Origin of the sequence: Sphingomonas sp. CCH10-B3, from assembly GCF_001556185.1 — a bacterium.
GTDB lineage: Bacteria > Pseudomonadota > Alphaproteobacteria > Sphingomonadales > Sphingomonadaceae > Sphingomonas > Sphingomonas aquatica.
In genome coordinates, this window is sequence record NZ_LSIJ01000021.1 from 21,065 (window position 1) to 43,121 (window position 22,057).

Here is a 22,057-nt window from a genome sequence, read left to right on the forward strand (position 1 = left end):
GGTCAGGCGGCCGCTTCGATGATCGGCACGAATTTGGCGGCAGTCAGGCTCGCCCCGCCCACCAGCACGCCGTCGACGTCGCCGACCGCGAGAATCTCGCCGATATTCGCGGCCGTCACCGACCCGCCATAGAGCAGCCGCACGCCATCAGCCGCGTTACCGATCAACATGCGCAGCTTTGCGCGCGCGATTGCGTGAATCTCGCCGATCTCGTCCATCGTCGGGGTGCGTCCCGTGCCGATCGCCCAACGGGGTTCGTAGGCGAGCGTCAGCCAGTCGCCCGCGGCCTCATCAGGGACCGATTTTTCGATCTGTGCCTGCACCACTCGCGCTGCCCGCCCGGCGTCGCGCTCGGCCTCGGTCTCGCCGACGCAGAGGATCACGGACAGGCCGTGGCGACGCGCGGCCATGGCCTTTGCCCAAACATCCTGGCTGGTCTCGCCCTGATCGCCGCGCCGTTCGCTGTGGCCGACGATGGTGAAGCGCGCACCGGCTTCCTTGACCATGGCGGCCGAGATGCAGCCGGTGTGGGCGCCGCTGTCCTGCGCGTGGACATCCTGCGCCCCGATCGCCAGCGTCGGCACGCGCGCGGCGGCAGGCGCAATCAAGGTTGTGGGCACCGCCACCATCACATCGACTGCAGGATGCGCCAAGGTCGCACTGGAAATGGCATCAAGCTCGTGCAGCGCCGCGAGGTTGCCATTCATCTTCCAGTTTCCGGCAATCAACCGCCGCATGCTGTTTTCCCTTTTGACTGAGCGTTCAGCGTCCCCGATAGCGCGCAACCGCCATCGCACAAGCTTGAAGCTGCCCGCGACCGCCCCTAAAGCGGAGCGCCATTCGCCTATTCCAGAAAGATCGCATGCTCAGTTTCTTCCGCCGCCTGATCAACTCGCGCCTTGGCGTGGCCATAACGATGCTGGCCATTGCGATGCTGGTGGTGCTGTTCGCGCTGAGCGACATTTCGAGCTGGCGCGATGGCGCCGGGTCAGGAAAGGACAGCGCGCCGATCGCCAAAGTCGGGCCGACGACCATCACAGCGGGCGAACTCGCGCGCCGGGTCAAGGCCGACGTCGAGAATTTCCGCGCACAACAGCCAACGCTTACCGTGCAGCAATTCATTGACGGCGGCGGGTTTGAGGGCACGGTGGACCGTCTGATCGATGGTCAGGTGCTCGAACAATTCGCCCGGCGCCACGGCATGACGGTGTCGAAACAGGCGATCGACACGCGGCTTGCGGCGATTCCGCAGTTGCAGGGCATCGACGGCAAGTTCGACCAGAAAGTGTACGAACAATTGCTTGCCCAGCGGCGGCTGACCGATGCCGACATCCGCACCGATATTGCCCGCAGCATCTTGATCGAACAGCTGACCGCGCCGACCAGTGGCGCCGGCCAGGTGCCGGTGAAGGTTGCCCAGCCCTATGCCGATCTGCTGCTCGAAAAGCGGCGCGGGTCGATCGCCTTCATCCCGACGCGCGCGATTGGCGCCGGCGCGCTGCCGACCGCCGACGAGCTTCGGACCTTTTACAAGCGGAACACCGCGCGCTACATCATCCCCGAGCGGCGCGCGATCCGATATGCGCTGGTTTCGCCCGATACGCTGAAGGCCAGTGCGGCACCGACCGAGGCCGAGATCGCTGCCGCCTATCGCGCGCAGGCAGCCCGTTTTGCCGCAACCGAGAAGCGCAGCATTTCACAAGTGGTGCTCGCCGACAAGGCAGCCGCTGATGCCTTTGCCGCCAAGGTGAAGGCAGGGACGCCAATCGACAATGCGGCCAAGGCGCTTGGCCTTTCGGCTGCCAAGCTGCCCGGTGTCGAGCGCAAGGCCTATGCCGGTGCCTCGGGTCCCGAGCTTGCGGCGCAGGTGTTCGGTGCGGCGAAGGGTGCGACGCTCGGCCCGGTCAAGGCACCGCTCGGCTGGACGGTCGCGCATGTCGATGAAGTCGAAACGGTTGCGGCCAAGACGCTCGATCAGGTTCGCGGTGAGCTGACCAAGGAAGTTGCGGCCACCAAGACGCAGCGGGCGATGGCTGATCTGTCCAACCGGATCAACGACGCGGTCGACGCGCGCGCAACCTTTGCCAAGATCGTTGCCGACAACAAGCTGACGACGATGACGACCGCACCGCTGCTCGCCGATGGCACCGATCCGGCCAACCCGGCGGCCAAGCCCGATCCCGCGCTCGCCCCGCTGATGAAGGCGGCGTTTGCGGCACAGGCCAGCGACGGCCCGCAGGTCGTTGCCACCAGCGCCGACGGCGCCTTTGCCGTTGTCGCGGTCGATAAGGTTGTCGCCGCCGCGCCGCCGCCGCCGGAAGAGCTGCGCCAAGCGATCGCCCGCGACTTCACGATCGATCGCGCGCGCCGGGCCGCTCGCGTCGTCGCAGTCGATGTGGTTCGCAAGGTTAATGGCGGCACGCCGTTCGCCGAGGCGCTGAAGGCAACCAAGCTGTCGCTGCCCGCGATCGAGCCTGCTGCGGCCAGCCGCGCCCAGCTACAGGCGTCGGGGCAGAACGCGCCGCCCCCGCTCGCGCTGATGTTCACGCTCGCCCCGCGCACTGCCAAGATTCTTGAGGCGCCCAACGCAGCTGGCTGGCTCATCGTCTATCTCGACGCGATCGAGCCCGGCGACGCGCGCGGCAAGCCCGAGGTTGTCCGCGCCCAGCAGAACGATCTCGCCCGCGTGCTCGGCACGGAATATGTCCGCCAGTTCATCGCCGCGATGCGCGCCGAAATCGGCGTCACCAAGCACGACGATGTGATCGCTCGGGTGCGGCGAGAGCTGCTCGGCACGACTGGCACGGCACCCTGACCGCGATGGCGGGAAGTACGGCGAACGGCGTTGCCGCGGCGCGCACCGCGCTTGCCGCCGGGCGTCCGGCGCTGTTGTGGCATCGCCAGAGCGCCGACACCGACACGCCGGTTGCGGCCGCACTCAAGCTGATCGAGCCCGGGCGCGGCGATTTCCTGCTCGAATCGGTTGAAGGCGGCGCCATCCGTGGCCGTCACAGCCTGATCGGCCTTGCCCCCGACCTAGTTTTCCGCGCGGCCGGAGAAAGGGCCGAGATCAACTCGCAGTGGCTGACCGATCGTGACGCCTTTGCGCCCTGCCCGCAACCGACGCTGGCGGCGCTGCGCACACTGGTTGCCGACTGCCTGATGGACGTGCCCCCCGAACTTCCGCGCGCGCTGGCCTGTCTGGTCGGCTATTTCGGATATGAAACGGTCGGTCTGGTCGAGCGGCTAACGCGCGCGGCGGGTCCCGGACTTGGCTTGCCCGACATGATGTTCGTGCGGCCGACGGTGATCCTGATCTTCGACCGGCTGGCGGACGCGCTGTTCATCGTCGCGCCGGTCTGGCCAGGCGGCGATCCAGACCATGTGATCACGGCGGCAGCCGAGCGCATCGAGGCTACCGCGGCTCGGCTCGCGACCACCCCGGTGCCGCCGCCTGTCCGTGCCGAAATCCACGACATTGTGCTGACCCCGGTGCTGCCTGCCGGACGCTATGGCGAGATGGTCGCAGCCGCCAAGGACTACATCGTTGCGGGCGACATTTTTCAGGTCGTCCTCGCGCAGCGTTTCACCGCGCCCTTCGCGCTGCCGCCGATCGAGCTTTACCGCTCGCTGCGGCGCGTGAACCCCTCCCCCTTTCTCTACCACCTCGACCTGCCGGGCTTTGCGCTGACTGGATCGAGCCCCGAAATCCTCGTGCGCGTGCGCGATGGCGAGATCACGATCCGCCCGATCGCGGGCACACGTCCACGTGGCGCAACCCCAGCCGAGGACGAAGCCAACCGCGCGAGCCTGCTGGCGGACCCGAAGGAGCGCGCCGAGCATCTGATGCTGCTCGACCTCGGTCGCAACGATGCCGGGCGCGTGGCAACCGCAGGGTCGGTCCGCGTCACCGACAGCTATGGCGTCGAATTCTACAGCCATGTCATGCACATCGTCTCGAACGTCGTCGGCACACTCGATCCGCGCCACGACGCGATCGACGCTCTGTTCGCAGGTTTCCCCGCAGGCACGGTCAGCGGCGCGCCGAAAGTGCGTGCGTGCGAGATCATCGCCGAACTCGAGCCCGAAGCGCGCGGCGCCTACGCAGGTGGCGTCGGCTATTTCTCGCCCGATGGATCGATGGATTCGTGCATCGTCCTGCGCACCGCCGTGGTGAAGGACGGCATGATGCACGCGCAAGCGGGCGCCGGCATCGTCGCCGACAGCGACCCGGCGTATGAGCAGCGCGAATGCGAAGCGAAAGCGGGCGCGCTGCTGGCAGCGGCGCGCGAGGCGATGGCGCGCGCGGGCGGGGTCGGCTTCGGGCAGTAGATTCGCTGGTGACGCCACCGCGGCCAAGCGCCCCGCAACAGCAAGCGACGTGTGACGTTACCTTTCGCCCGACAACGCTTCGAAATCCGGCATTTCACCAACGGTAACGACGGGGAGCTCGCTTGCTGCCGCCAAAGCCGTCGGGTCGCTCTCGATCCAATGCGCGAAGCCCGCGTCGGCCCAGGAATAATCATCCTTGTCTGCAAACAGCCAACAAACGAATCGCTCGGCGACAACTCGGCCCCAGTTCAGCGCATCGTCATCGGACTGGCTGACAATCCAGACGCCCGCGCTCGATTCATCGTCCCAGCCATGACGGGCATTTTGGTCCGCTTCAGCCGGGGACTCGTAGCCGAACATGAAGAGCCGTTTGATGAGCATGGGATACCGTTCTCATCGCCGTGGCTGAAGTCAATGAATAGCGCTCCGCCTGATGCCGAGGCAACGGCCACGCAGAGCTCACCGCTCGCCCACCGCATCCTTTTTCGCCTGGCGCCGCTCGGCCGCCCAGTTCTGGATCATCTGCTGCACACAACCGCTGAAACCTGCCGAGCCGACCACCGAGCAGCTCCCCGGCACGGCGCCATTGACGCGGCTGACCTGATCGATCGTCTCGACGCGGTTTACCCAGCTGTTTGACGCCGGGGTATAGGGCGCCTGACGGAATTCACGCGGGATGCGGTAAGGCGCCTCGATCGGCGCACAGACTACGACCTCGTTCGCGTCGCGCGCCGGCGGGCAGGTCTCGCCCGGCTTTAGCAGGATCGAGCGGATGCGCTCGGGCGGCTGGCTCTGGAGGCTCGCATCCTGCGCGACGGCGGCAACCGGCAGCGACAGCAGCACGGCAATCATCAACGGTCGCAACATCGCATATCTCCTCGGTAGGGCGACAGCCTCGCATATCGGTTCTTTCATACGGCTGAACAAGCCGCGCTTGACCGGGCACGGGGCATTGATACGCTCGCGGCATGTTCCGCCTGATCCTCGCGCTGGCTGCGCTCATCGCGTCCCCTGCCCTTGCGGCGCCCTGGCCCACGACCGAAGGCGATTTTGTCGCGCGCGATGTCCGCTTCGGGACGGGCGAGACCATGGCCGAAGTCCGCATCCATTATACGACGCTCGGCACGCCGCACCGCGACGCGAAGGGGCAGATCGACAATGCCGTGATGGTGCTCCACGGCACCGGCGGCTCGGGCAAGAATTTCCTCGTGCCGCAGTTCGCCGACGAACTTTACGGCCCCGGCGCGCCGCTCGATCTCGCCAATACCTATGTGATCCTGCCCGACAATATCGGCCATGGCGGATCGTCCAAGCCGAGCGACGGGCTGCGAATGGCCTTCCCGCGCTATGATTACGACGACATGGTCGCGCTCCAGCACCTGCTGCTGGTCGAAGGGCTGGGCATCACCCGGCTCAAGCTGATCCTCGGCACGTCGATGGGCTGCATGCACGCGTTCGTCTGGGGCGAGACTTTCCCCGGTTTCGCCGAGCGGCTCGCGCCGTTCGCATGCAATCCGGTGCCGCTTGCCGGGCGTAACCGGATGTGGCGCAAGATGGCGATCGACGCGATCAAGGCCGATCCCGCATGGGCCAACGGCGCCTACACCTCCCAGCCCGCTGCCGGGGTGCGGACCGTCGCCGATCTGCTGATCCTTGCCGGGCTCAACCCGATCGCCGCGCAGACGCAATTCCCGACCCGCGCCGCGACCGAGGCCGCGCTCGACACCGCCTTTGCGCGAGCGAGCCGGATCGACGCCAATGATGCGCTCTATTACATCGACTCCTCGCGCAACTATGATCCGTCGGGCGCGCTAGAAAAGATCACGGTGCCGGTCCTGTGGATTAATTCGGCCGATGATTTCATCAACCCGCCCGAACTCGGTTTCGCGGAGAAGGCGGTCAGGCGGATGCCGCGCGCCCGCTTCATCCTGATCCCCGCGAGTGCCGACACCAAGGGGCATGGCACGCACACCTGGGCCAAATTCTGGAAAGCCGATCTCGCCAAACTGCTCGCCCAGAAAGCCTTTGGGCCACCCCTTCCCCCGGCTGCCGCTGCCCGCTAAGGGCGGTCGGCCATGATCCCAAAGCCATGATCCTAGTCATCGACAATTACGACAGCTTCACCTGGAACCTCGTCCATTACCTGATGGAACTGGGCGCCGAGGTGCAGGTGGTGCGCAACGACGCGCTGACCGCCGCTGAAGCGCTCGCCAGCAACGCCCATGCCTTTCTGATTTCGCCGGGGCCGAAAACCCCGAACGACGCGGGTGTGTCGCTCGATCTGGTCGCGGCCTGCGCCGATGCGGGCAAGCCGTTGCTCGGCGTGTGCCTCGGCCATCAGGCGATCGGCCAGCATTTCGGTGGCCAGGTCGTGCGCGGCGGGCTGATGCACGGCAAGACCTCGCCGGTCAGCCATGACGGCAGCGGACTGTTTGTTGGTCTCCCATCGCCTTTCACCGCGACGCGCTATCACTCGCTGATCGTCGAAGGCGCACCCGACGCCTTGGTCGTCAACGCGACCGCCGACGACGGGTCGGTGATGGGCTTCCGCCACGCGACGCTCCCTATCCACGGCGTGCAATTCCACCCCGAAAGCATCGCCACCGAACATGGCCATGCGATGCTCGCCAATTTCATGGCGCTCGCCGGGTTGCGGCCCAAGGCGCTCGCGTGAGCGCCTATGTCGCGCTGCCCGATCCCGCGCAGCCCCTGTCCTGCGACGCCGCTGCGCAGGCCTTTGCCGACATTCTCGACGCGCGCACCAGCGAAGAGGCGATCGCCGATTTCCTGATCGCGCTCAGCCAGCGCGGCGAGACCGCGACCGAAATCGCCGAGGCGGCGCGTGCCCTGCGCGAGCGGCTGATCCCCATCGAAGCGCCCGCCGGCGCAGTCGACGTCTGCGGCACCGGCGGTGACGGGCACCATACACTCAACGTCTCGACCGCCGTGTCGCTGATTGTTGCTGCCTGCGGCGTGCCGGTCGCCAAGCATGGCAACCGCGCCGCCTCATCCAAAGCGGGCGCCGCCGATACGCTCGAAGCGCTGGGGCTCGACATGGCGCGCGCCGGGCGGCTGGCCGAAGCGTCGTTGCGCGACATCGGCATTGCCTTTCTGTTTGCGGCCAACCACCACCCGGCGATGGCGCGCATCACCCCGATCCGCAAACGCATCGGCAAGCGGACGATCTTCAACCTGATGGGTCCGCTCGCCAACCCGGCGCGCGTCACCCGTCAGCTGATCGGCATTGCCCGCCCCGATTACGCCCCGGTCTATGCCGATGCCCTCGCCCAGCTCGGCACCGAAGCCGCGCTCGTCGTGTCGGGCGAGGAAGGGCTCGACGAAATCTCGGGCGCAGGGCCGAGCGTGGTCGTCAGCGTCGGTGCCATTGCCTCGCCCGCCCGCGTGACGCCTGAAGATACTGGCCTGCCCCGCCATCCGATCGCGGCGATCCGGGGCGGCGATCCCGCCTATAACGCCGCCGCGCTCCGCCGCCTGTTGCAGGGTGAGACCGGCGCCTATCGCGACGCGGTGCTGCTCAACGCCGCCGCCGCACTCTTTCTGGCCGGTCACGCAACCGACCTGCGTAACGGTATCGAGGAAGCGCGCGAAGTGCTCGACAACGGGCTTGCCAATACGCTGCTCGATTGCTGGATAGCCTATCAATGACCAACATCCTCGACCGCATCCTTGAAACCAAGCGCGCCGAAGTCGCCGCGCGCAAGGCGTGTATTTCGGTCGCCGAGCTCGACGCCGGGATCGCCCGACAGAGTCGGCCGCGCGGCTTTCGCGCCGCGCTCGACGCGCGCGCGGCATCCGGCCCCGCGCTCATCGCCGAGATCAAGAAGGCAAGCCCTTCGAAAGGGGTGATCCGCGAGGCATTCGATCCGCCCGCCCATGCCAGCGCCTATCAGGCCGGCGGCGCCGCCTGCCTTTCGGTGCTGACCGACGAACATTGGTTCCAGGGCGCCGACGACTATCTGACCGCCGCGCGCAATGCCTGCGACCTGCCGGTGCTGCGCAAGGACTTCATGGTCGATCCGTGGCAAGTCACCGAAGCACGGTCGATCGGGGCGGATGCGATCCTGCTGATCATGGCCGCGCTCGACGACGACCAGCTTGCCGAGATCGAGGCCGCTGCAATCGACTGCGGCATGGACGTGCTGGTCGAAGTGCACGACGCGAAGGAACTCGACCGCGCGCTCAAGCTCAAGTCGCGGCTGATCGGCGTCAACAACCGCGACCTGCGCGATTTCTCGGTGAGTTTCGAGCGCACCTACGAGCTGATCGAACGTGCGCCCGAAGGCTGCACCTTCGTTGCCGAAAGCGGGTTGTCGACGCGTGCCGATCTTGATGCGATGCGCGAGCGCGGCGTCAAATGCTTCCTCGTCGGCGAAGCGCTGATGCGCGCCGACGATGTCGAGGCAGCAACGCGGGCCCTGCTCGGATGAGCGGCCTCACCCACCTCGACGACGCGGGCGCCGCGCGCATGGTCGATGTGGGCGCCAAGGCCGCGACGCCGCGCGAAGCCGTGGCGACCGGGCGCATCACCATGTCGCCCGAAGCGGCTACCGCAATCGCCGAAGGAACCGCCAAAAAGGGCGACGTCCTCGCTGTCGCCCGCGTCGCCGGAATCATGGCTGCGAAGCGCACCAGCGAGCTGATTCCGCTCTGCCATCCGCTGCCGCTCAGCAAAGTCACGATCGACCTCGCCCCCGACGCGAGCGGCGTCACCGTGACTGCCACTTGCGCCTGCACTGGCCCCACCGGCGTCGAGATGGAAGCGCTGACCGCCGCCAGCGTCGCGCTGCTGACGATCTACGACATGGCAAAAGCGATCGACAAGGCGATGGTCGTCGGCGACATCCGGTTGCTGACCAAGACCGGCGGAAAATCGGGCGACTATCGCGCCTGACGTCAAGTCGACAAATAGCCGTACCACAGCACGAGCAGCACCAGCCTTGGCGCAAATGCCGACCTGCTGATCGTCGCCAGCGTCATCGCCACCGCCGAAGCGACCGCGCCGACCGCGAGCGCCAACACCAGCGGCTCGACGGAAAAGCGGATCGCCGCGGCGGGAAGCGCGAGCAGTACCGCCCAGCCGATTCCCGCCAGCAAGAACGCCACGCGCCGCAGCATCGGCGGCTGGACTGCAGTCTGCGTCAGTGCCAGCAACCCGCGCGCCTCGCTGCGCCCGCCGTGCGCGACCAGCCCGAACACCAGCACCAGCAGCGCCGCCGGGCTGCCGACATGGCGATAGTCCGCCGCCAGCCCCGCCATCGCCGCTGCTGCCGCCGCCAGCAGGAACAGCCGTCCCGAACCGATCAGCCGGAACTCGCCGAGCACCAGCCCGGCAAAGGGCAACGCGGTGCCCGGTGCGGGCGGCGCACCGGCGATCACGGCAGGCGGTGGCCCCGCCGCCAGTAATCGATCGACTGCCGTGGCGACCCGGCCTTTGCGGCGCAGCATATGCGGCTGGTAGAGCAGCCCCGCCAACGCTGCGATCAGCACGGCGATCCCCGCCCAGGCAAGGCGCGACGCGATATAGCCCTCGGCATAGAGCCCTTCGAACACATCGAGCCGCACTCGCCCCGGCCTCAGATCACTCGTCGAGCCAATCGAGAAATCCGGGCCGGACGAAGGCGCCGTCCCGACCATCGGCCGCACAAAGCCGGGAAAGTCATACATGTTGACCGCAAAGCTCGTCGGCTGATCGCTGACGGCGGCGGGCATGGCAATGCTGACGAGCCAGAGGATGAAGAACACCACATCGCCCCAGGCGCCGCGCGTGAACCGCAGCGCATCGAAAAGGATGCGGATGGCTGCCAGCCCCAGCAGCGAAGGGGCCGCAATCAGCCACAGCGTCCAGCTGATCGCGACCAGATCGAGCGGCCCGGACACGATGAGCCAGCCGAGGAACCACCCCGCAATGGTCAGCGTCGCCAGCATCCCGAGCATCACGCAAGCGTCGGCGGCCCAGCGCCCGAGCGCGATCGGCACCCGCGCGGCTGCGCTGACTTCCTCGATCTGCCACGGCTGCCGCCGCGTCACGTTCGATCGCAGGTAAAGATAGCCGAGCGGCAGCAAGAGCGTCGTCACGACGATGCCGAGCGACACGCCGAGCATGCCCGACGTCATGATCGGCAAATGATTGCGGATTGCGATCTGCACGCCGGTCCCGTCATCGCGCGCGACCATGAAGCGCGCGCCGATCGGTCCCGCCAGCAGCACCAGCCACAGCCCCCAACTGCGCGCATAACGCTTGAGGCTGGTGGTCAGCGATGATCGCGCAATCGCCAGCCCGCTCATGCTACCAGAGACGCCTGCATCACATGGCCGCCATCGACCCGAAGCACCTGGCGCGCGTTTGGTGTCAGTTCGTCGGCCAGGTGCGTGGTCATCACCACCGCCGCCGTTTGCGCACGCTCGATGAGCAAGGCCCCGACCCGCCGCGCGGTCTCGCCGTCGAGCTCGGCGGTCGGCTCGTCGAGCGCGAGCAGTCTGGGCGCGCCGAGCAGCGCCTGCGCGAAAATCAGCCGCCGCCGCATGCCGCCCGAATAGGTCGAGATCCGCCGGTTGATGTCGGGGTGCAGCCCGATCGCGTCGGTGATTGCGGCGAACTGGCGGTCGGCGGCGGCCTGGTCGAGGCCTTTGAGCGCCGCGATGTGCAACGCGAATTCGCGCGCGGTCAGGTCCTCCGGCAAGTCGACGGCTTGCGGGGCATAGCCGAGCACCCGCCGCAACGACCCTCGCGCGCCGGGCAGCGCCGTGCCGTCCCATTCGATCCGCCCGCTGTTTGGCTTCTCGGCGGTGGCGATCAGCCGCAGCAGCGTCGATTTGCCCGCGCCGCTTGGACCTACCAGCAAGGTCAGCCCCACCGGCAGGCCGATCGTCACCGCGTCGAGCACTTGCTTGCGGCCATAGGATTTGGCGACATCATCGAGGTGCATAGTCATGATAGGTGTATTATACAGATGATACAGCCCAGGCAAGCCCGCTGGCGCCTTCGCAACGCGCGCATGATATGCGATGGCCGAAGTCGATGTCGCTGCTCCCCGTCACCGAAGCTCAGACCCTGTTGTTTAGCCTCGCGCCCCGCGTTGCCAGCGAGATATTGCCGCTCGCGGCCACGGCCAGGCGCTGGCTCGCCGAGGATGTGATCGCCGCGCGCACCCAGCCCGCAGCCGATCTGTCGGCGATGGATGGCTATGCAGTGCGCTTCGCCGATCTCCCCGGGCCGCTGCGGGTGATCGGCGAAAGCGCGGCTGGCCACCCCTTCGGCGGTGCCGTCGCCCCCGGCGAGGCAGTGCGGATATTCACCGGTGCGGTCATGCCGCCCGGCACCGACACGGTAATGGTGCAGGAGGAAGCGGCCCGCGAAGGCGACCGCGTCCGGCTGACTGGCGAAGGCCCCCGCCACGCGGGCCGCAACGTCCGCCCGCGCGGGCTCGATTTCACGCAGGGCGACGTGCTGATCGCGCGCGGCGAGCGGCTGACGCCGGCGCGGGTCGCGCTGGCGGCGGCGGCCGGGCACGGCGAGCTTGCGGTCAATCGGCCGATCCGCGTCGCGCTGGCCGCGAGCGGCGATGAGCTGGTGCGTCCGGGGGAGCCGGTCGGCGCCGGACAATTGCCCGAATCCAACGGCGTCATGCTGTCCGCGTTGCTTGCCCCGTTGCCGGTGGACCTGATCGACCTCGGCATCCTGCCCGACGATCTCGCCGCGATGACGGCCAGCTTTGCGCAGGTGCGCGCTGACATCCTCGTCACCAGCGGCGGTGCGTCGATCGGCGACCACGACCTCGTCCGCCCCGCGCTCGAAGCGGCAGGAGCGACGATCGATTTCTGGCGGATCGCGATGCGCCCCGGCAAGCCGATGATGGCCGGACGGCTCGGCGAGGCGGTCGTGCTTGGCCTGCCCGGCAATCCTGTCTCGGCTTTTGTCACGGCGACGCTGTTCCTGAAGCCGCTGATCGCCGCGATGGCGGGCGCGCGCAATCCGCTGCCGCCGTTGCTGACCGCAACGCTCGGTGCCCAACTCCCGGCGAACGATCACCGCGAGGATTATCTGCGGGCCGAAACGCGCGACGGGCGCATTCATTCCGCCACCCACCAGGACAGTTCGATGCTGCAGACGCTGGCACGCGCCGATTGCCTGATCCGTCGCGCACCGGGCGCACCGGCAGCAGCGGCAGGCGACTCGGTGGAAATCCTCACCATCGCTTGACTTCGTTCTTTTTGTTGCCTAATCGTTCGGCGTCTGTTCCAGACGGTGGAGTTGAGCGATGCTAACGCGCAAGCAACATGAACTTATTTGCTTCATCAACGACCGCTTGACCGAGTCCGGCGTTTCGCCCTCGTTCGAGGAAATGAAGGAAGCGCTTGATCTGAAATCGAAATCGGGCGTGCACCGGCTGATCAGCGCGCTCGAGGAGCGCCAATTCATCCGCCGTCTCCCCAACCGCGCCCGCGCGCTCGAAGTGCTCCGCATGCCCGAACGTGCCGAGCCGAAGAAGCGGACGGCCGCACCCGCGGCGCCCGCCAACGTTCGGCCGATGCCCGAACCGGCCAATGACGTGATTGAAATTCCGCTGCATGGCCGGATTGCCGCTGGCGTGCCGATCGAGGCGTTCGAAGACTCGGCGATGCTTGCGGTCCCCGCAGCGCTGCTCGGCGGCGGTGAACATTATGCGCTCGAAGTCGCCGGGGACTCGATGGTCGATGCCGGCATTCTCGACGGCGACTATGCGCTGATCAAGCGGCAGGAAGTCGCGCGCGACGGTGAGATCGTGGTCGCGCTGATCGAGGACAACGAAGCGACGCTCAAATATTTCCGTCGCGAAGGCGCGATGATCCGGCTCGATCCGGCCAACCGCGCTTATGATCCGCAGCGTTACCATCCAGCGCAGGTGCGCGTGCAGGGGAAACTCGCCGGGCTGCTCCGCCGCTACGACTGACCGGCAGCACCGGCGGATCGCGCCATGGGTGCCGGTCGCTGGGCGTGCGCACCGTGGTGATCGAACCAGCGGCGAGGCTGACCGCGACACCGCCCGTGCGCGCAAGCATCGGGCGGTCGAGCTTCAGCCAGCGCGGCGTGCAGCGGCGTGGCAAACGGCGGTCGCTGACGACGATGTCGGCGCGCGCGCAGGCGTCGATCAGCGCGGTCGCGTCGATGCGATAGACACTGCGCGTCGCAAGGATCCGCCAGCGCCTCCCCCCCGTCATGCGCTCGGCGAGGCACAGATCGCGTGTGCAGCGAGCGAAGTCCTGCTCGGCCAGCAGCAGCGGCACCCCGTCGATGCCACCATTTTCGGCCAGCATCGCCTGCGTATAGTCGCCCGCCCGGTCGCGCAGCATCGCGATCTCGCCCTCGGGCGTGCGTAACGCGAGATGGCGACCGTCCCCGGTTACAAGCAGATCGGGCAGCGGCGTCGCGACGGTCCAGACCGCACCGGCCGCGATCGGGATCAACCCCGCGGCCCGCACGCGCGTCCGCCACAGGCCAAGCCAGAGGCCGCCCGCGATAATCAGACCATAGGCCGCGCCCGGCATCGCCGGCAGCGTTGCCACTGCTCCCGGCGCCGCCGCCGTCAGATGCGCGATCGCCAGCAGCAGCCGCAGCGCCTGTACCGTCAGCCACCACAAGGGTGCGCCCGCCCCGACCAGATCGAACAGCAGCGCCAGCGCCTCGAGCGGCATCACCACGAAGGTCGTCAGCGGAATCGCAACGATGTTCGCCAGCGATCCGTAGAGCCCGGCCTTGTGGAAATGATAGAGCCCGATCGGCGCAAGCGCGATCTCGACGACGATGCCGGTCACCAGCAGCGCGGCAACGCGGCGCAGCAGGCCCCGCCACCACGCTTCCTCGCGAGCCGCAAACCAGGCGCGCACGTGCGGCGCTTCATGCAGGGCAACGATCGCCGCGACCGCCGCGAACGATAGCTGGAAGCTCGGCCCGGCGAGCGCTTCGGGCCAGGCCAGCAACACCACCAGCGCGCCGGTCGCGACCAGCCGCAGCGTCACGGCTTCACGCCCAAGTGCAATCGCGGCGAGCACCAGCAACGCGGCGACGCACGACCGCACCGTCGGCACTTCGGCGCCGGTCAGCACGGTGTAGCCGATCGCCGCCAGCGCGCCCGCCCCCGCCGCGACCAGCGGCAACCGCACGCGCAGCGCCAGCCATGGACTAAGCGCAAGCAGCCGCAGCACGATCAGCATCGTCGCGCCGACGACAGCAGTGATGTGCAGCCCGCTGACCGACAGCAGATGCGCGAGCCCGGCGCGGCGCATCGCTTCGGCATCGCCGAGCGCAATCGCCCCCTGGTCACCGGTCGCCAGCGCCGCCGCGATCGCCCCGGGACTGCCCGGTGCCTGCGCCTGTATGTGCGCGGACAGTCGCGCACGCAGGCCCTGATCGGGTACCCCAGCGTGCAGGACCGTGACCGGCGCAAAGCCGCGCCCGGTCGCTCCGATACCGTCGAACCACGCGACCCGTGCATAATCATAGGCACCGGGCACGGCGGGGGGCGGTGGCGGCAGCAGCCGCACGCCGAGCCGGATCACAGCCCCCGCGCTCAACCCGGCCGGCGCATCGGCATCGGCCAGATTGACGCGCAGATGGCGGGGCACGGCATCGGCACTGGGCGATCCTGCACGCGGTGCCAGCCGCAATCGCACCAGCCCGCGCGGCGGCAACGGCTCGACTCGCTCGACCTTCGCCTCGATCAATGTCACCACTGGGCGAGCGAGCACAGGTGCCGCGACACGCTCGGCCCGCCACCAGACCAGTCCCAGCCCGAGCGCTGCGGCGGCAGCAGCGATCGCCGCCACGCGCGTCATCCGACCGCCGCGATCGAGCGCCAGCGCTGCTGCCGCAAAGCCGGCGAGCGACAACGACGCAAACGTCCAGCTCCGCGGATCGGGCAGCACGAACCACAGGGCGATGCCGCCGCCAAGCATCACCGGCAGCCACAGGAACAGCTGATCGCGCTCGCCTTCCAGCCAGCGTTCGACCGCGCTGATCACGCGCGGGAAAATATGCGCCCTGCCCCCCATCGCGAGCGCCTGTCTGCGCGCCTGGACCCCGTCTGCGCAAGCTGTCCTGCACCGTCAGGGTACCGTCGGGGGCCGCCCGCGCGCATCTGGCCCGCGCCGCGACCAAAGCCTGCTTGACGCCATTGCTGACTGGGATACGGAAGGCGCCAGCCGACCCGGCGACCGCCACTTTCCCGGCCCGATCGCATCGGCGATCCGGCTGGGGCAGACTAGGGAAACAGACACATGACCGATACCGCCAAACTCACCGTCAATGGCACCGATCATGATTACAAGGTCGTGTCGGGGTCGATCGGCCCACAGGTGATCGACATCCGCAAGCTCTATGCGCAGACAGGGACGTTCACTTTCGATCCCGGCTTCACGTCGACTGCCAGCTGCGAATCGGGCCTGACCTATATCGACGGCGACGAAGGCGTGCTGCTCCACCGCGGCTATCCGATCGGCCAGCTCGCCGAACAGTCGAGCTTCATGGAAGTCTGCTACCTGCTGCTCAACGGCGAATTGCCGAGCGCGGACGAGCTCGCCGACTTCAGCTACACGATCACTCGCCACACGATGCTGCACGAACAGCTGATGACCTTCTACCGCGGGTTCCGCCGCGACGCGCACCCGATGGCGGTAATGTGCGGTGTCGTCGGCGCGTTGTCGGCCTTCTATCATGACTCGACCGACATCACCGATCCGCGCCAGCGGATGATCGCGAGCCACCGGCTGATCGCCAAGATGCCGACGATCGCGGCGATGGCGTATAAATATTCGGTCGGCCAGCCGTTCCTCTATCCCGACAATTCGCTGAGCTACACGGGCAATTTCCTGCGGATGACGTTCGGCGTTCCGGCTGAGCCCTATGTCGTCAATCCGGTCGTTGAAAAGGCGCTCGACCGCATTTTCATCCTGCATGCCGATCACGAGCAGAATGCGTCGACCTCGACCGTCCGTCTGGCCGGCTCGTCGGGCGCGAACCCGTTCGCGTGCATCGCGGCGGGCATCGCCTGCCTCTGGGGTCCGGCGCATGGCGGTGCCAACGAAGCCGCGCTCAACATGCTGCGCGAGATCGGCACGCCCGACCGCATCCCGCATTATATCGAGCGCGCGAAGGACAAGAACGACCCGTTCCGCCTGATGGGCTTCGGCCACCGCGTGTACAAGAACTACGACCCGCGCGCGACGGTGATGCAGCAGACGGTACGGGAGGTCTTCGCGGCGCTGAAGGTCACCGATCCGGTGTTCGAAGTCGCGTTGCAGCTCGAGGAAATGGCGCTCAACGACCCCTATTTCATCGAAAAGAAGCTGTTTCCGAACGTCGATTTCTATTCGGGCGTAATCCTGTCGGCGATCGGTTTCCCGACGACGATGTTCACGGCGCTGTTCGCGCTCGCCCGCACCGTCGGCTGGGTCGCGCAGTGGAACGAGATGATCGCCGACCCCGAGCAGAAGATCGGCCGCCCGCGCCAGCTCTACACCGGCCCCACCCAGCGCGATTACGTGCCGCTGGACCAGCGCTGAAATGCGCCGCGCCCTCGCCATCCTCGGCGCGCTGATGGTGGCGATGGGGCTGCTGTGGGTCGGTCAGGGGCTGGGCTATGTCCACTGGCCGCCGTCGAGCTTCATGATCGATCAGCGCCCTTGGGCGATCCGCGGCGCCGCCTTGGCGGTCGCTGGCTTAGGAGTCCTGCTGTTCGCGCGGGGCAAGCGCTGACCGCGCGCTAGCCCGTCACTTCCGACAGCCCGAACCCGAAGAGTTCATCGTGCCGCGCGCAGGCGGCTGAACCAAATACCAGATCGGCGACATATCGCGTCAGAGCAATAAGCTTCTTGAACTGATCGTTCCGGAATGCCTCGTGCCGATCCAGCGCCGACCAGTCCCCGCGCGCAAGGGCAGCAAATGTCGTTTGAAACTCATCGCGGGCTTCGATTCGGAGTTCGGTGATGAGCGCTGCGACGTTCTCATCGAGACCCGGCTGGGCGGCGCGAGGATGGAGCGGCAGGCCCAGAAAATCTGCCGAGGCGGCATCAGCGGGCAAAAGCAGGTTGTTCCAAGGCGAACTGGGAAGAAAGTCGCGCTTGATCAGAAACTCGGCGTTCAATCCTTCCCACACGGACCAGGGAATCATTGCCCAAGGAATGACGGAAACACCGGGCACATGCGCGTTTACTTTGGCGACCAGGGCATTCATCCGCGCCGTTGCAGCGTCCTCCTTGGCACGTGCACGTTCGGGCGTCAGCGCCAGATTATTCGGATCATCGGGCGAAAATCCTAAGTCACGCAGCATTTCGCCCCGGGGGCCATCCCACATTGCCTGGGGAATGACGCGCGTCTCACCATCGGCGTCGGGCTGTGGACCCGGGTAAGGCGGCACCGAGCGCGCCGGACCAGACTCGACCACACGCTTCCCGAAAGACCTTCGCATCATTGATGTTCTTCCTCAGCGACTAGTGAGGAATTATTTAGTGGGCATCGGCTAATTGAGCGTTAAATTTTGCGGATGGCATTTAATTCTATTGCAATCGATGCATCGATTTGTAGCTTGGCATTTCAATATCGCGCCGGGACATCAACTATTCATCTACTGGCGAACCTGTCTCCCCGCGAACCGACAGCCAAAAGCTAAATCGCGCGCCCTGCCCCGGTGCGCTGTCGACGGTGATGTCGCCGCCCATTGCCCGCGCCAGCCGCCGGGCAATGTAGAGGCCAAGACCGCTGCCGCCCGGCTCGCTCGGGTCGACGCGCTCGAACTTCTCGAAGATGCGCGCCTGATCCTCGATCGCGATGCCCTTGCCCTGGTCGGCGACGACGACCACGGCGCGGTCACCTTCGCGCTCGGTGCGGATCCACACCATGCCGCCGGGCGGCGAGTAACGCACGGCATTGCCGATCAGGTTGACCAGAATCTGCAGCGCCCGCCTGAACTCGCCAACCGCAGGCACGGTTTCGTCGGCGGCGGGGCGATCGATCCGCACGTTGCCGGCAGCCGCGCGTACCGCCAGCAGCCCCGCCGCGCGGCGGGCAATATCGGCAAGGTCGACCGGCTCGGTCGCAATGACGAAATCGGGCCGCTCGATCGCCTGCAGGTCGACCAGATCATCGACCAGCCCGAGCAGATGCCGCCCCGCGGTCGCAATATCGGCGGCGTAATCGACATAATCTTGCCGCAGCGGCCCTTCGGCCTGCGCGTTGATGCTGTCGGCATGCGCAATGATCCGCCCGAGCGGCGCGCGCAGCGCCTGGTCCAGCCGCGCGGCAAAGCTCGACGGCGGCGCCTCCGGCCCGGTCGTTTCGGCATCGACCATTTCCGCCGAGCCAACCAGCCCGGCAAAGCCACCTGCGGCATCAATCCGCGGCACTGCCGACAATTGCACGCGCTGGCCGGTTGCGCGCAGCGCCGCCGGTTGATCGTCGAACCGTGCGCGCATCGCCAGCGCGCTCAGGATCGGCACTGACCCGGCCTCATCCTCGCCAAGCTTGAACAGATGCGTCAGCGGCTGGCCGAGCAACGCCAGCGGATCGCCCGCCTGACCGCCACCGAGTGCGCTTGCGACATGCGTCAGACGAAGAGCGGCATCGGTTTCCCAGCGCCAGCCGCCGCCCGCGCGCACCAGATCGGCTTCGCGCTGGACTGGATCGACGTCGGCTCGCCACGCGCCGCGCGGGCGCCAGCCGCTGATCGTCAGCCGGACGCCGCCGTCGGCCTGCGGTTCAGCGCGGACCCACATGTCGCAATCGCTGTCGCCATCGGCAACCACGACCGACCGCGACACGAGCACGCGCAGCCGCTGCGCCAGCCGCACCAGCGTCGCCAGTTGCGGCACGGCGATCGGCGCGCCGATCCGCCCGCCTGCACGGGAGTTGAGCGCGTTGAGCCGCGCATCAGCCTCGACAAGATGCCCGACGGCGTCGATCCGACCGTGGATGACCGGCAGCGCGCTATCGACCTGATTCACCGGCGGTTTCCCATCCGCGCCAGCGCCGTGCGCAGATCGGTATGGCGCCGCAGCGGGGCCAATGCCGCTTCGGCAGCGACTGGGGTAACCGCCATGATCGTATCGAGCCGGTCGGCAAAGGCTTCGACATCACGACCGGGCATCGCCTCGCACAGCGCCAGCCCCAGCCGCGCGATCGTGTCGCGCTCCAGCGCAGCGGCGCGCAGCATTACCCACAGCCGGTCGCTATCAGGATCGATCACGACGTCGCGCACCTGATCGAAATCGAGCTCGAGCGCCTGCGCCAGCACGGCCACGAACAGCGCCGGCCGGCGATCGGCAAGTGCTTCGTAGAGCAGGTCGGCGCGCTCGCCCGGTTGCGGTGCGAGCATTGCGACCAGCCGCATTGCCGCTGCTTCGGCACGCTCGGCCTCGTCGTGCACCGACAGGGCGCGCGTCGCTGCTTCGGTAAGCGCGCGATCGAAATCGGCCATGCTCTCGCAAGTCTCGGCAAAGTCGCGGTGGATCGCGGCGGCCGTCCACCAGACCAGCTGATGTTGTTGCTCCGCGGCAATGTCGTTGCGCGGCGCAGCGCCGTCGACCGCTTCGCGGCGGCGCGCGTCGGCGGCCAGCAACGCCTTTGCGGCGGCCGCGACCACGCCGTCGCGGTGCTCGGCCAGCCGCACCAACAGGCTCGGGCGGTCATTTGCTGCGGTCGCGAGCGGCAGCCGTTCGGCAAGCAACGCCAGCCCGGTCCGTCCCAGCATCGCGCGCATGAAATCGGGGTCGTCGAGCAGCCCGGCGTCACGCAGCGCGCCATCGGCCATCAGCGTTGCCTCGCTCATCGCCAGCGCCGGTTCGGGCATGCCGCGCGCGACCAGCTGACGCGCCGCATATTGCCGCAGATCGGTCTCGATCAGCGCGACCAGTGCCGCGATCATGTGGTGGAGCGCGGTGCGATAGCGATCGTCGAGCCGCTCGGTCTCGTCCAGATGCAGGTCCGCACTCGCTGCGACGATGCGGCGGCGCGCGCGCACGTCATCGGCTGCTCCGCGCGCGAGCAGTCGGCTGGCATCCGGCGGGAGGCCATCGTTCATGTCGCCACGGTCGATCGACATGTCTCACGCTTATGGATGTTGCGTTAAAACCAGACTAAGGCTTTTCGCGCAGCGCCTCAATGGCGGCGCCCAGCGTCAGCCCGGCATAGCCCGCCGCCGCCAGCAGTCCCGCCAATGGCTGGCCAGCGGCCGCAAACGGCAGCAGCAGCAGCGGATAGGCGGCGGCTTGCGCCCACCAGCGCTGCCGAATCCGCTCGTTCGCCGCGCGCTCGGCCAGCCCGCCGAGCACGACCAGCGCGAGCGCCGCGATCAGGCTCGCCTCGCCGCCTGTCGACCAGCCCAGCAGCAGCGCGGCCAGCGCCGCACCGCCCGCGATCAGCCCTTGCTGCACGCGTGCGAGCATCGCTTCGTCGCGCAGCCACGCCAGCGCCGTGCCAATCAACAGCGCGCCCACGGCCAAGAACGCCAGCGCAAGGCCAGCGGCGCTCCAGCCTCCGCCGGTCAGTGCCAGCCCGCCCAGCATCACTGCCCCTGCGGCGCCCGCCAGCGTCGTACCCGGCACTGCCCGTCCCACCAGCCAAGGCATCGAGGCGCGCGCAACCGGGGCGATCAGCCAGCGCTCGACCCAACTTACCCGGTTGGAAACATAGGCAGCGAGCACGGCGTCGTTGCGCCCGCGTAGCCGCGCCGAATCATGCTCGATGCCGTGACCGGCCCGGCTCCGGCTTGCCGGTAACGTCAAATGCACCGCGCCGCCTTGCGCGCACACCCGCAGCAAGGTCGACTGGAAATCATATTCCTTGGGAAGTGCTGCGACTTCGGCGAGCCGCGCTGGCTGCACCCGCGCCAGCCCCGCCCAGATCGCGTCGCGCCCCACCCGCTCCAGCCCGGGCAGGGCATCGGCGTCGCTGGTCACCAGCAGCAGGTCGCCCTCATCGCCCGTCTGTTCATCGACCATGCTCGCGACGATATCGCCGGTTGTGACCAGCCCGTCGGCCAGCACCAGCACCGAGGCAAGCGGGTGCAGCTTGGCGACGGCCTCGGCAGCCGATCGCACCGCATCGACGGCAATGCCGCGCCGCCCGATCCGGTTGATCGCACCGATCAGTTCGGGGGTCAGCCGCGCGACAACGACGGCAATCTGGCTGATCCCCGCCGCAATCAGCAACCGCGCCTGAAATTCCAGCAGAGTACCCCCGCCGAACGGCAAGGTCGCAACCAGAGTATCGGGGCGGTCATCCGCGTCGTCAATGGCAAACAAAAGGCCGGCAAGCATCGGCCGCGCTTAAGCGCTGAAATACCGCTTGGCAAAGGGATCGGCTATTTGGCGGCTTGTCCCGGCTCAGAGCCGAGCGACCGCACGCACCACGCGGTCGGTGATGCGCGGGTCATGCGGTGTCGCCTCGGCCGCTTCGGCAGCGATCGCCATCAGCCGCACCGCACCGAAGCTCGCCGCCAGTCCCTTCAGGCGCAGCGCGGCGGCGCGCCACGCGGCGGCATCCTCGGCATCATAAAGCGCCGCACTGGCCCGCGCGGCGCTCTCGACGAACGCAGCGCGCAGCTCGGCAATCAGCGCGCTGTCTTCGCCCAGCGCGGCGGCGAGCGATGCGTCGATTGCTCCGGGATCATAAGCCATGCCGCACGCTAGCGCGCGAGGCGTTAACGCCGCGTTGCCGCGCGGGGACCACGGGGGC

At 67.6% G+C, this 22,057-nt stretch carries 21 protein-coding genes and 1 pseudogene; 11 read left to right on the forward strand and 11 right to left on the reverse strand.

Going from position 1 to position 22,057, the window contains the following annotated elements:
* Positions 1-2: 2 nt before the first annotated feature.
* Entirely contained in the window at positions 3-737 is a 735-nt protein-coding gene (tpiA, locus tag AX672_RS04770) for a triose-phosphate isomerase (RefSeq protein WP_082730383.1), read from the reverse strand.
* Between the two features lie 125 nt (positions 738-862).
* Here tpiA and AX672_RS04775 point away from each other — a divergent pair, with 125 nt between their 5' ends.
* Positions 863-2,815, forward strand: a complete 1,953-nt coding sequence (locus AX672_RS04775) for a peptidylprolyl isomerase (protein WP_066649036.1) — start codon at positions 863-865, stop codon at positions 2,813-2,815.
* Between the two features lie 5 nt (positions 2,816-2,820).
* Complete coding sequence (locus AX672_RS04780; protein ID WP_066649039.1) at positions 2,821-4,332, forward strand: anthranilate synthase component I family protein; 1,512 nt, start codon at positions 2,821-2,823, stop codon at positions 4,330-4,332.
* A gap of 57 nt (positions 4,333-4,389) precedes the next feature.
* Here AX672_RS04780 and AX672_RS04785 read toward each other — a convergent pair whose 3' ends face one another.
* Positions 4,390-4,713, reverse strand: coding sequence for a hypothetical protein (locus AX672_RS04785; RefSeq protein WP_066649042.1), 324 nt, complete (start codon positions 4,711-4,713; stop codon positions 4,390-4,392).
* A gap of 78 nt (positions 4,714-4,791) precedes the next feature.
* Positions 4,792-5,199: a hypothetical protein gene (locus AX672_RS04790; RefSeq protein WP_168727337.1), complete on the reverse strand. Its 408-nt coding sequence runs from the start codon at positions 5,197-5,199 to the stop codon at positions 4,792-4,794.
* 101 nt (positions 5,200-5,300) lie between these two features.
* On the opposite strand from AX672_RS04790, the gene AX672_RS04795 reads away from it, so the two are divergent.
* From AX672_RS04795 to moaC, 5 genes are read left to right on the forward strand one after another with little or no spacing between them, the layout of a single operon-like run.
* Positions 5,301-6,395, forward strand: a complete 1,095-nt coding sequence (locus AX672_RS04795; protein WP_066649047.1) for an alpha/beta fold hydrolase — start codon at positions 5,301-5,303, stop codon at positions 6,393-6,395.
* Positions 6,396-6,421: 26 nt separating this feature from the next.
* Positions 6,422-7,006: an anthranilate synthase component II gene (locus AX672_RS04800; protein ID WP_066649049.1), complete on the forward strand. Its 585-nt coding sequence runs from the start codon at positions 6,422-6,424 to the stop codon at positions 7,004-7,006.
* A complete protein-coding gene (gene trpD, locus AX672_RS04805; protein ID WP_066649052.1) occupies positions 7,003-7,998 on the forward strand; it encodes an anthranilate phosphoribosyltransferase in 996 nt (331 codons plus the stop codon). The genes AX672_RS04800 and trpD overlap by 4 nt, the downstream gene beginning before the upstream one ends.
* On the forward strand, positions 7,995-8,780 hold the full coding sequence (gene trpC, locus AX672_RS04810) for an indole-3-glycerol phosphate synthase TrpC (RefSeq protein ID WP_066649055.1): 786 nt from the start codon (positions 7,995-7,997) through the stop codon (positions 8,778-8,780). Before trpD ends, trpC begins: the two co-directional genes overlap by 4 nt.
* On the forward strand, positions 8,777-9,244 hold the full coding sequence (gene moaC / locus AX672_RS04815; protein WP_066649056.1) for a cyclic pyranopterin monophosphate synthase MoaC: 468 nt from the start codon (positions 8,777-8,779) through the stop codon (positions 9,242-9,244). The genes trpC and moaC overlap by 4 nt, the downstream gene beginning before the upstream one ends.
* A 2-nt stretch (positions 9,245-9,246) precedes the next feature.
* Here moaC and AX672_RS04820 read toward each other — a convergent pair whose 3' ends face one another.
* Together AX672_RS04820 and AX672_RS04825 are read right to left on the reverse strand one after the other, a co-directional pair.
* Complete coding sequence (locus AX672_RS04820; RefSeq protein WP_066649059.1) at positions 9,247-10,638, reverse strand: hypothetical protein; 1,392 nt, start codon at positions 10,636-10,638, stop codon at positions 9,247-9,249.
* Positions 10,635-11,285, reverse strand: coding sequence for an ATP-binding cassette domain-containing protein (locus AX672_RS04825; RefSeq protein WP_066649062.1), 651 nt, complete (start codon positions 11,283-11,285; stop codon positions 10,635-10,637). The genes AX672_RS04820 and AX672_RS04825 overlap by 4 nt, the downstream gene beginning before the upstream one ends.
* 86 nt (positions 11,286-11,371) lie before the next feature.
* Between AX672_RS04825 and AX672_RS04830 the strand changes: the two genes are divergently transcribed.
* Complete coding sequence (locus tag AX672_RS04830; protein WP_066649339.1) at positions 11,372-12,553, forward strand: molybdopterin molybdotransferase MoeA; 1,182 nt, start codon at positions 11,372-11,374, stop codon at positions 12,551-12,553.
* 58 nt (positions 12,554-12,611) lie between these two features.
* Positions 12,612-13,283, forward strand: a complete 672-nt coding sequence (gene lexA, locus AX672_RS18155) for a transcriptional repressor LexA (RefSeq protein ID WP_082730384.1) — start codon at positions 12,612-12,614, stop codon at positions 13,281-13,283.
* Between the two features lie 13 nt (positions 13,284-13,296).
* Here the strand turns inward: lexA and AX672_RS04835 are convergent.
* Positions 13,297-15,381 (reverse strand): annotated as a pseudogene (locus tag AX672_RS04835) (ComEC/Rec2 family competence protein); the annotation flags it as partial.
* A 225-nt stretch (positions 15,382-15,606) separates the two neighbouring features.
* On the opposite strand from AX672_RS04835, the gene AX672_RS04840 reads away from it, so the two are divergent.
* Together AX672_RS04840 and AX672_RS04845 are read left to right on the forward strand one after the other, a co-directional pair.
* A complete protein-coding gene (locus tag AX672_RS04840) occupies positions 15,607-16,890 on the forward strand; it encodes a citrate synthase (RefSeq protein WP_066649066.1) in 1,284 nt (427 codons plus the stop codon).
* A 1-nt stretch (position 16,891) separates the two neighbouring features.
* Positions 16,892-17,083, forward strand: a complete 192-nt coding sequence (locus tag AX672_RS04845; RefSeq protein WP_066649068.1) for a hypothetical protein — start codon at positions 16,892-16,894, stop codon at positions 17,081-17,083.
* Between the two features lie 7 nt (positions 17,084-17,090).
* On the opposite strand, the gene AX672_RS04850 is transcribed toward AX672_RS04845, so the two are convergent.
* The 5 genes from AX672_RS04850 to AX672_RS04870 form a co-directional block, all read right to left on the reverse strand.
* Positions 17,091-17,657: a hypothetical protein gene (locus tag AX672_RS04850; RefSeq protein ID WP_066649070.1), complete on the reverse strand. Its 567-nt coding sequence runs from the start codon at positions 17,655-17,657 to the stop codon at positions 17,091-17,093.
* A 286-nt stretch (positions 17,658-17,943) separates the two neighbouring features.
* Complete coding sequence (locus tag AX672_RS04855; protein ID WP_066649072.1) at positions 17,944-19,326, reverse strand: sensor histidine kinase; 1,383 nt, start codon at positions 19,324-19,326, stop codon at positions 17,944-17,946.
* Complete coding sequence (locus AX672_RS04860; protein ID WP_066649073.1) at positions 19,323-20,423, reverse strand: DUF2336 domain-containing protein; 1,101 nt, start codon at positions 20,421-20,423, stop codon at positions 19,323-19,325. The genes AX672_RS04855 and AX672_RS04860 overlap by 4 nt, the downstream gene beginning before the upstream one ends.
* Positions 20,424-20,457: 34 nt before the next feature.
* The gene (locus tag AX672_RS04865; RefSeq protein ID WP_066649074.1) at positions 20,458-21,639 is read right to left on the reverse strand and encodes a hypothetical protein; all 1,182 of its coding nucleotides are present in this window, start codon (positions 21,637-21,639) and stop codon (positions 20,458-20,460) included.
* A 66-nt stretch (positions 21,640-21,705) separates the two neighbouring features.
* Positions 21,706-21,999 (reverse strand): hypothetical protein, encoded by a 294-nt coding sequence (locus tag AX672_RS04870; protein ID WP_066649077.1) that lies wholly within the window; start codon positions 21,997-21,999, stop codon positions 21,706-21,708.
* Positions 22,000-22,057 lie beyond the last annotated feature (58 nt).

Bases quoted from the DNA above. Each gene is read 5' to 3' on its own strand.
- tpiA (WP_082730383.1), bottom strand. From the start codon at position 737: ATGCGGCGGTTGATTGCCGGAAACTGGAAGATGAATGGCAACCTCGCG.
- AX672_RS04775 (WP_066649036.1), top strand. From the start codon at position 863: ATGCTCAGTTTCTTCCGCCGCCTGATCAACTCGCGCCTTGGCGTGGCC.
- AX672_RS04780 (WP_066649039.1), top strand. From the start codon at position 2,821: ATGGCGGGAAGTACGGCGAACGGCGTTGCCGCGGCGCGCACCGCGCTT.
- AX672_RS04785 (WP_066649042.1), bottom strand. From the start codon at position 4,713: ATGCTCATCAAACGGCTCTTCATGTTCGGCTACGAGTCCCCGGCTGAA.
- AX672_RS04790 (WP_168727337.1), bottom strand. From the start codon at position 5,199: ATGTTGCGACCGTTGATGATTGCCGTGCTGCTGTCGCTGCCGGTTGCC.
- AX672_RS04795 (WP_066649047.1), top strand. From the start codon at position 5,301: ATGTTCCGCCTGATCCTCGCGCTGGCTGCGCTCATCGCGTCCCCTGCC.
- AX672_RS04800 (WP_066649049.1), top strand. From the start codon at position 6,422: ATGATCCTAGTCATCGACAATTACGACAGCTTCACCTGGAACCTCGTC.
- trpC (WP_066649055.1), top strand. From the start codon at position 7,995: ATGACCAACATCCTCGACCGCATCCTTGAAACCAAGCGCGCCGAAGTC.
- moaC (WP_066649056.1), top strand. From the start codon at position 8,777: ATGAGCGGCCTCACCCACCTCGACGACGCGGGCGCCGCGCGCATGGTC.
- AX672_RS04820 (WP_066649059.1), bottom strand. From the start codon at position 10,638: ATGAGCGGGCTGGCGATTGCGCGATCATCGCTGACCACCAGCCTCAAG.
- AX672_RS04825 (WP_066649062.1), bottom strand. From the start codon at position 11,285: ATGACTATGCACCTCGATGATGTCGCCAAATCCTATGGCCGCAAGCAA.
- AX672_RS04830 (WP_066649339.1), top strand. From the start codon at position 11,372: ATGTCGCTGCTCCCCGTCACCGAAGCTCAGACCCTGTTGTTTAGCCTC.
- lexA (WP_082730384.1), top strand. From the start codon at position 12,612: ATGCTAACGCGCAAGCAACATGAACTTATTTGCTTCATCAACGACCGC.
- AX672_RS04840 (WP_066649066.1), top strand. From the start codon at position 15,607: ATGACCGATACCGCCAAACTCACCGTCAATGGCACCGATCATGATTAC.
- AX672_RS04845 (WP_066649068.1), top strand. From the start codon at position 16,892: ATGCGCCGCGCCCTCGCCATCCTCGGCGCGCTGATGGTGGCGATGGGG.
- AX672_RS04850 (WP_066649070.1), bottom strand. From the start codon at position 17,657: ATGCTGCGTGACTTAGGATTTTCGCCCGATGATCCGAATAATCTGGCG.
- AX672_RS04860 (WP_066649073.1), bottom strand. From the start codon at position 20,423: ATGTCGATCGACCGTGGCGACATGAACGATGGCCTCCCGCCGGATGCC.
- AX672_RS04865 (WP_066649074.1), bottom strand. From the start codon at position 21,639: ATGCTTGCCGGCCTTTTGTTTGCCATTGACGACGCGGATGACCGCCCC.
- AX672_RS04870 (WP_066649077.1), bottom strand. From the start codon at position 21,999: ATGGCTTATGATCCCGGAGCAATCGACGCATCGCTCGCCGCCGCGCTG.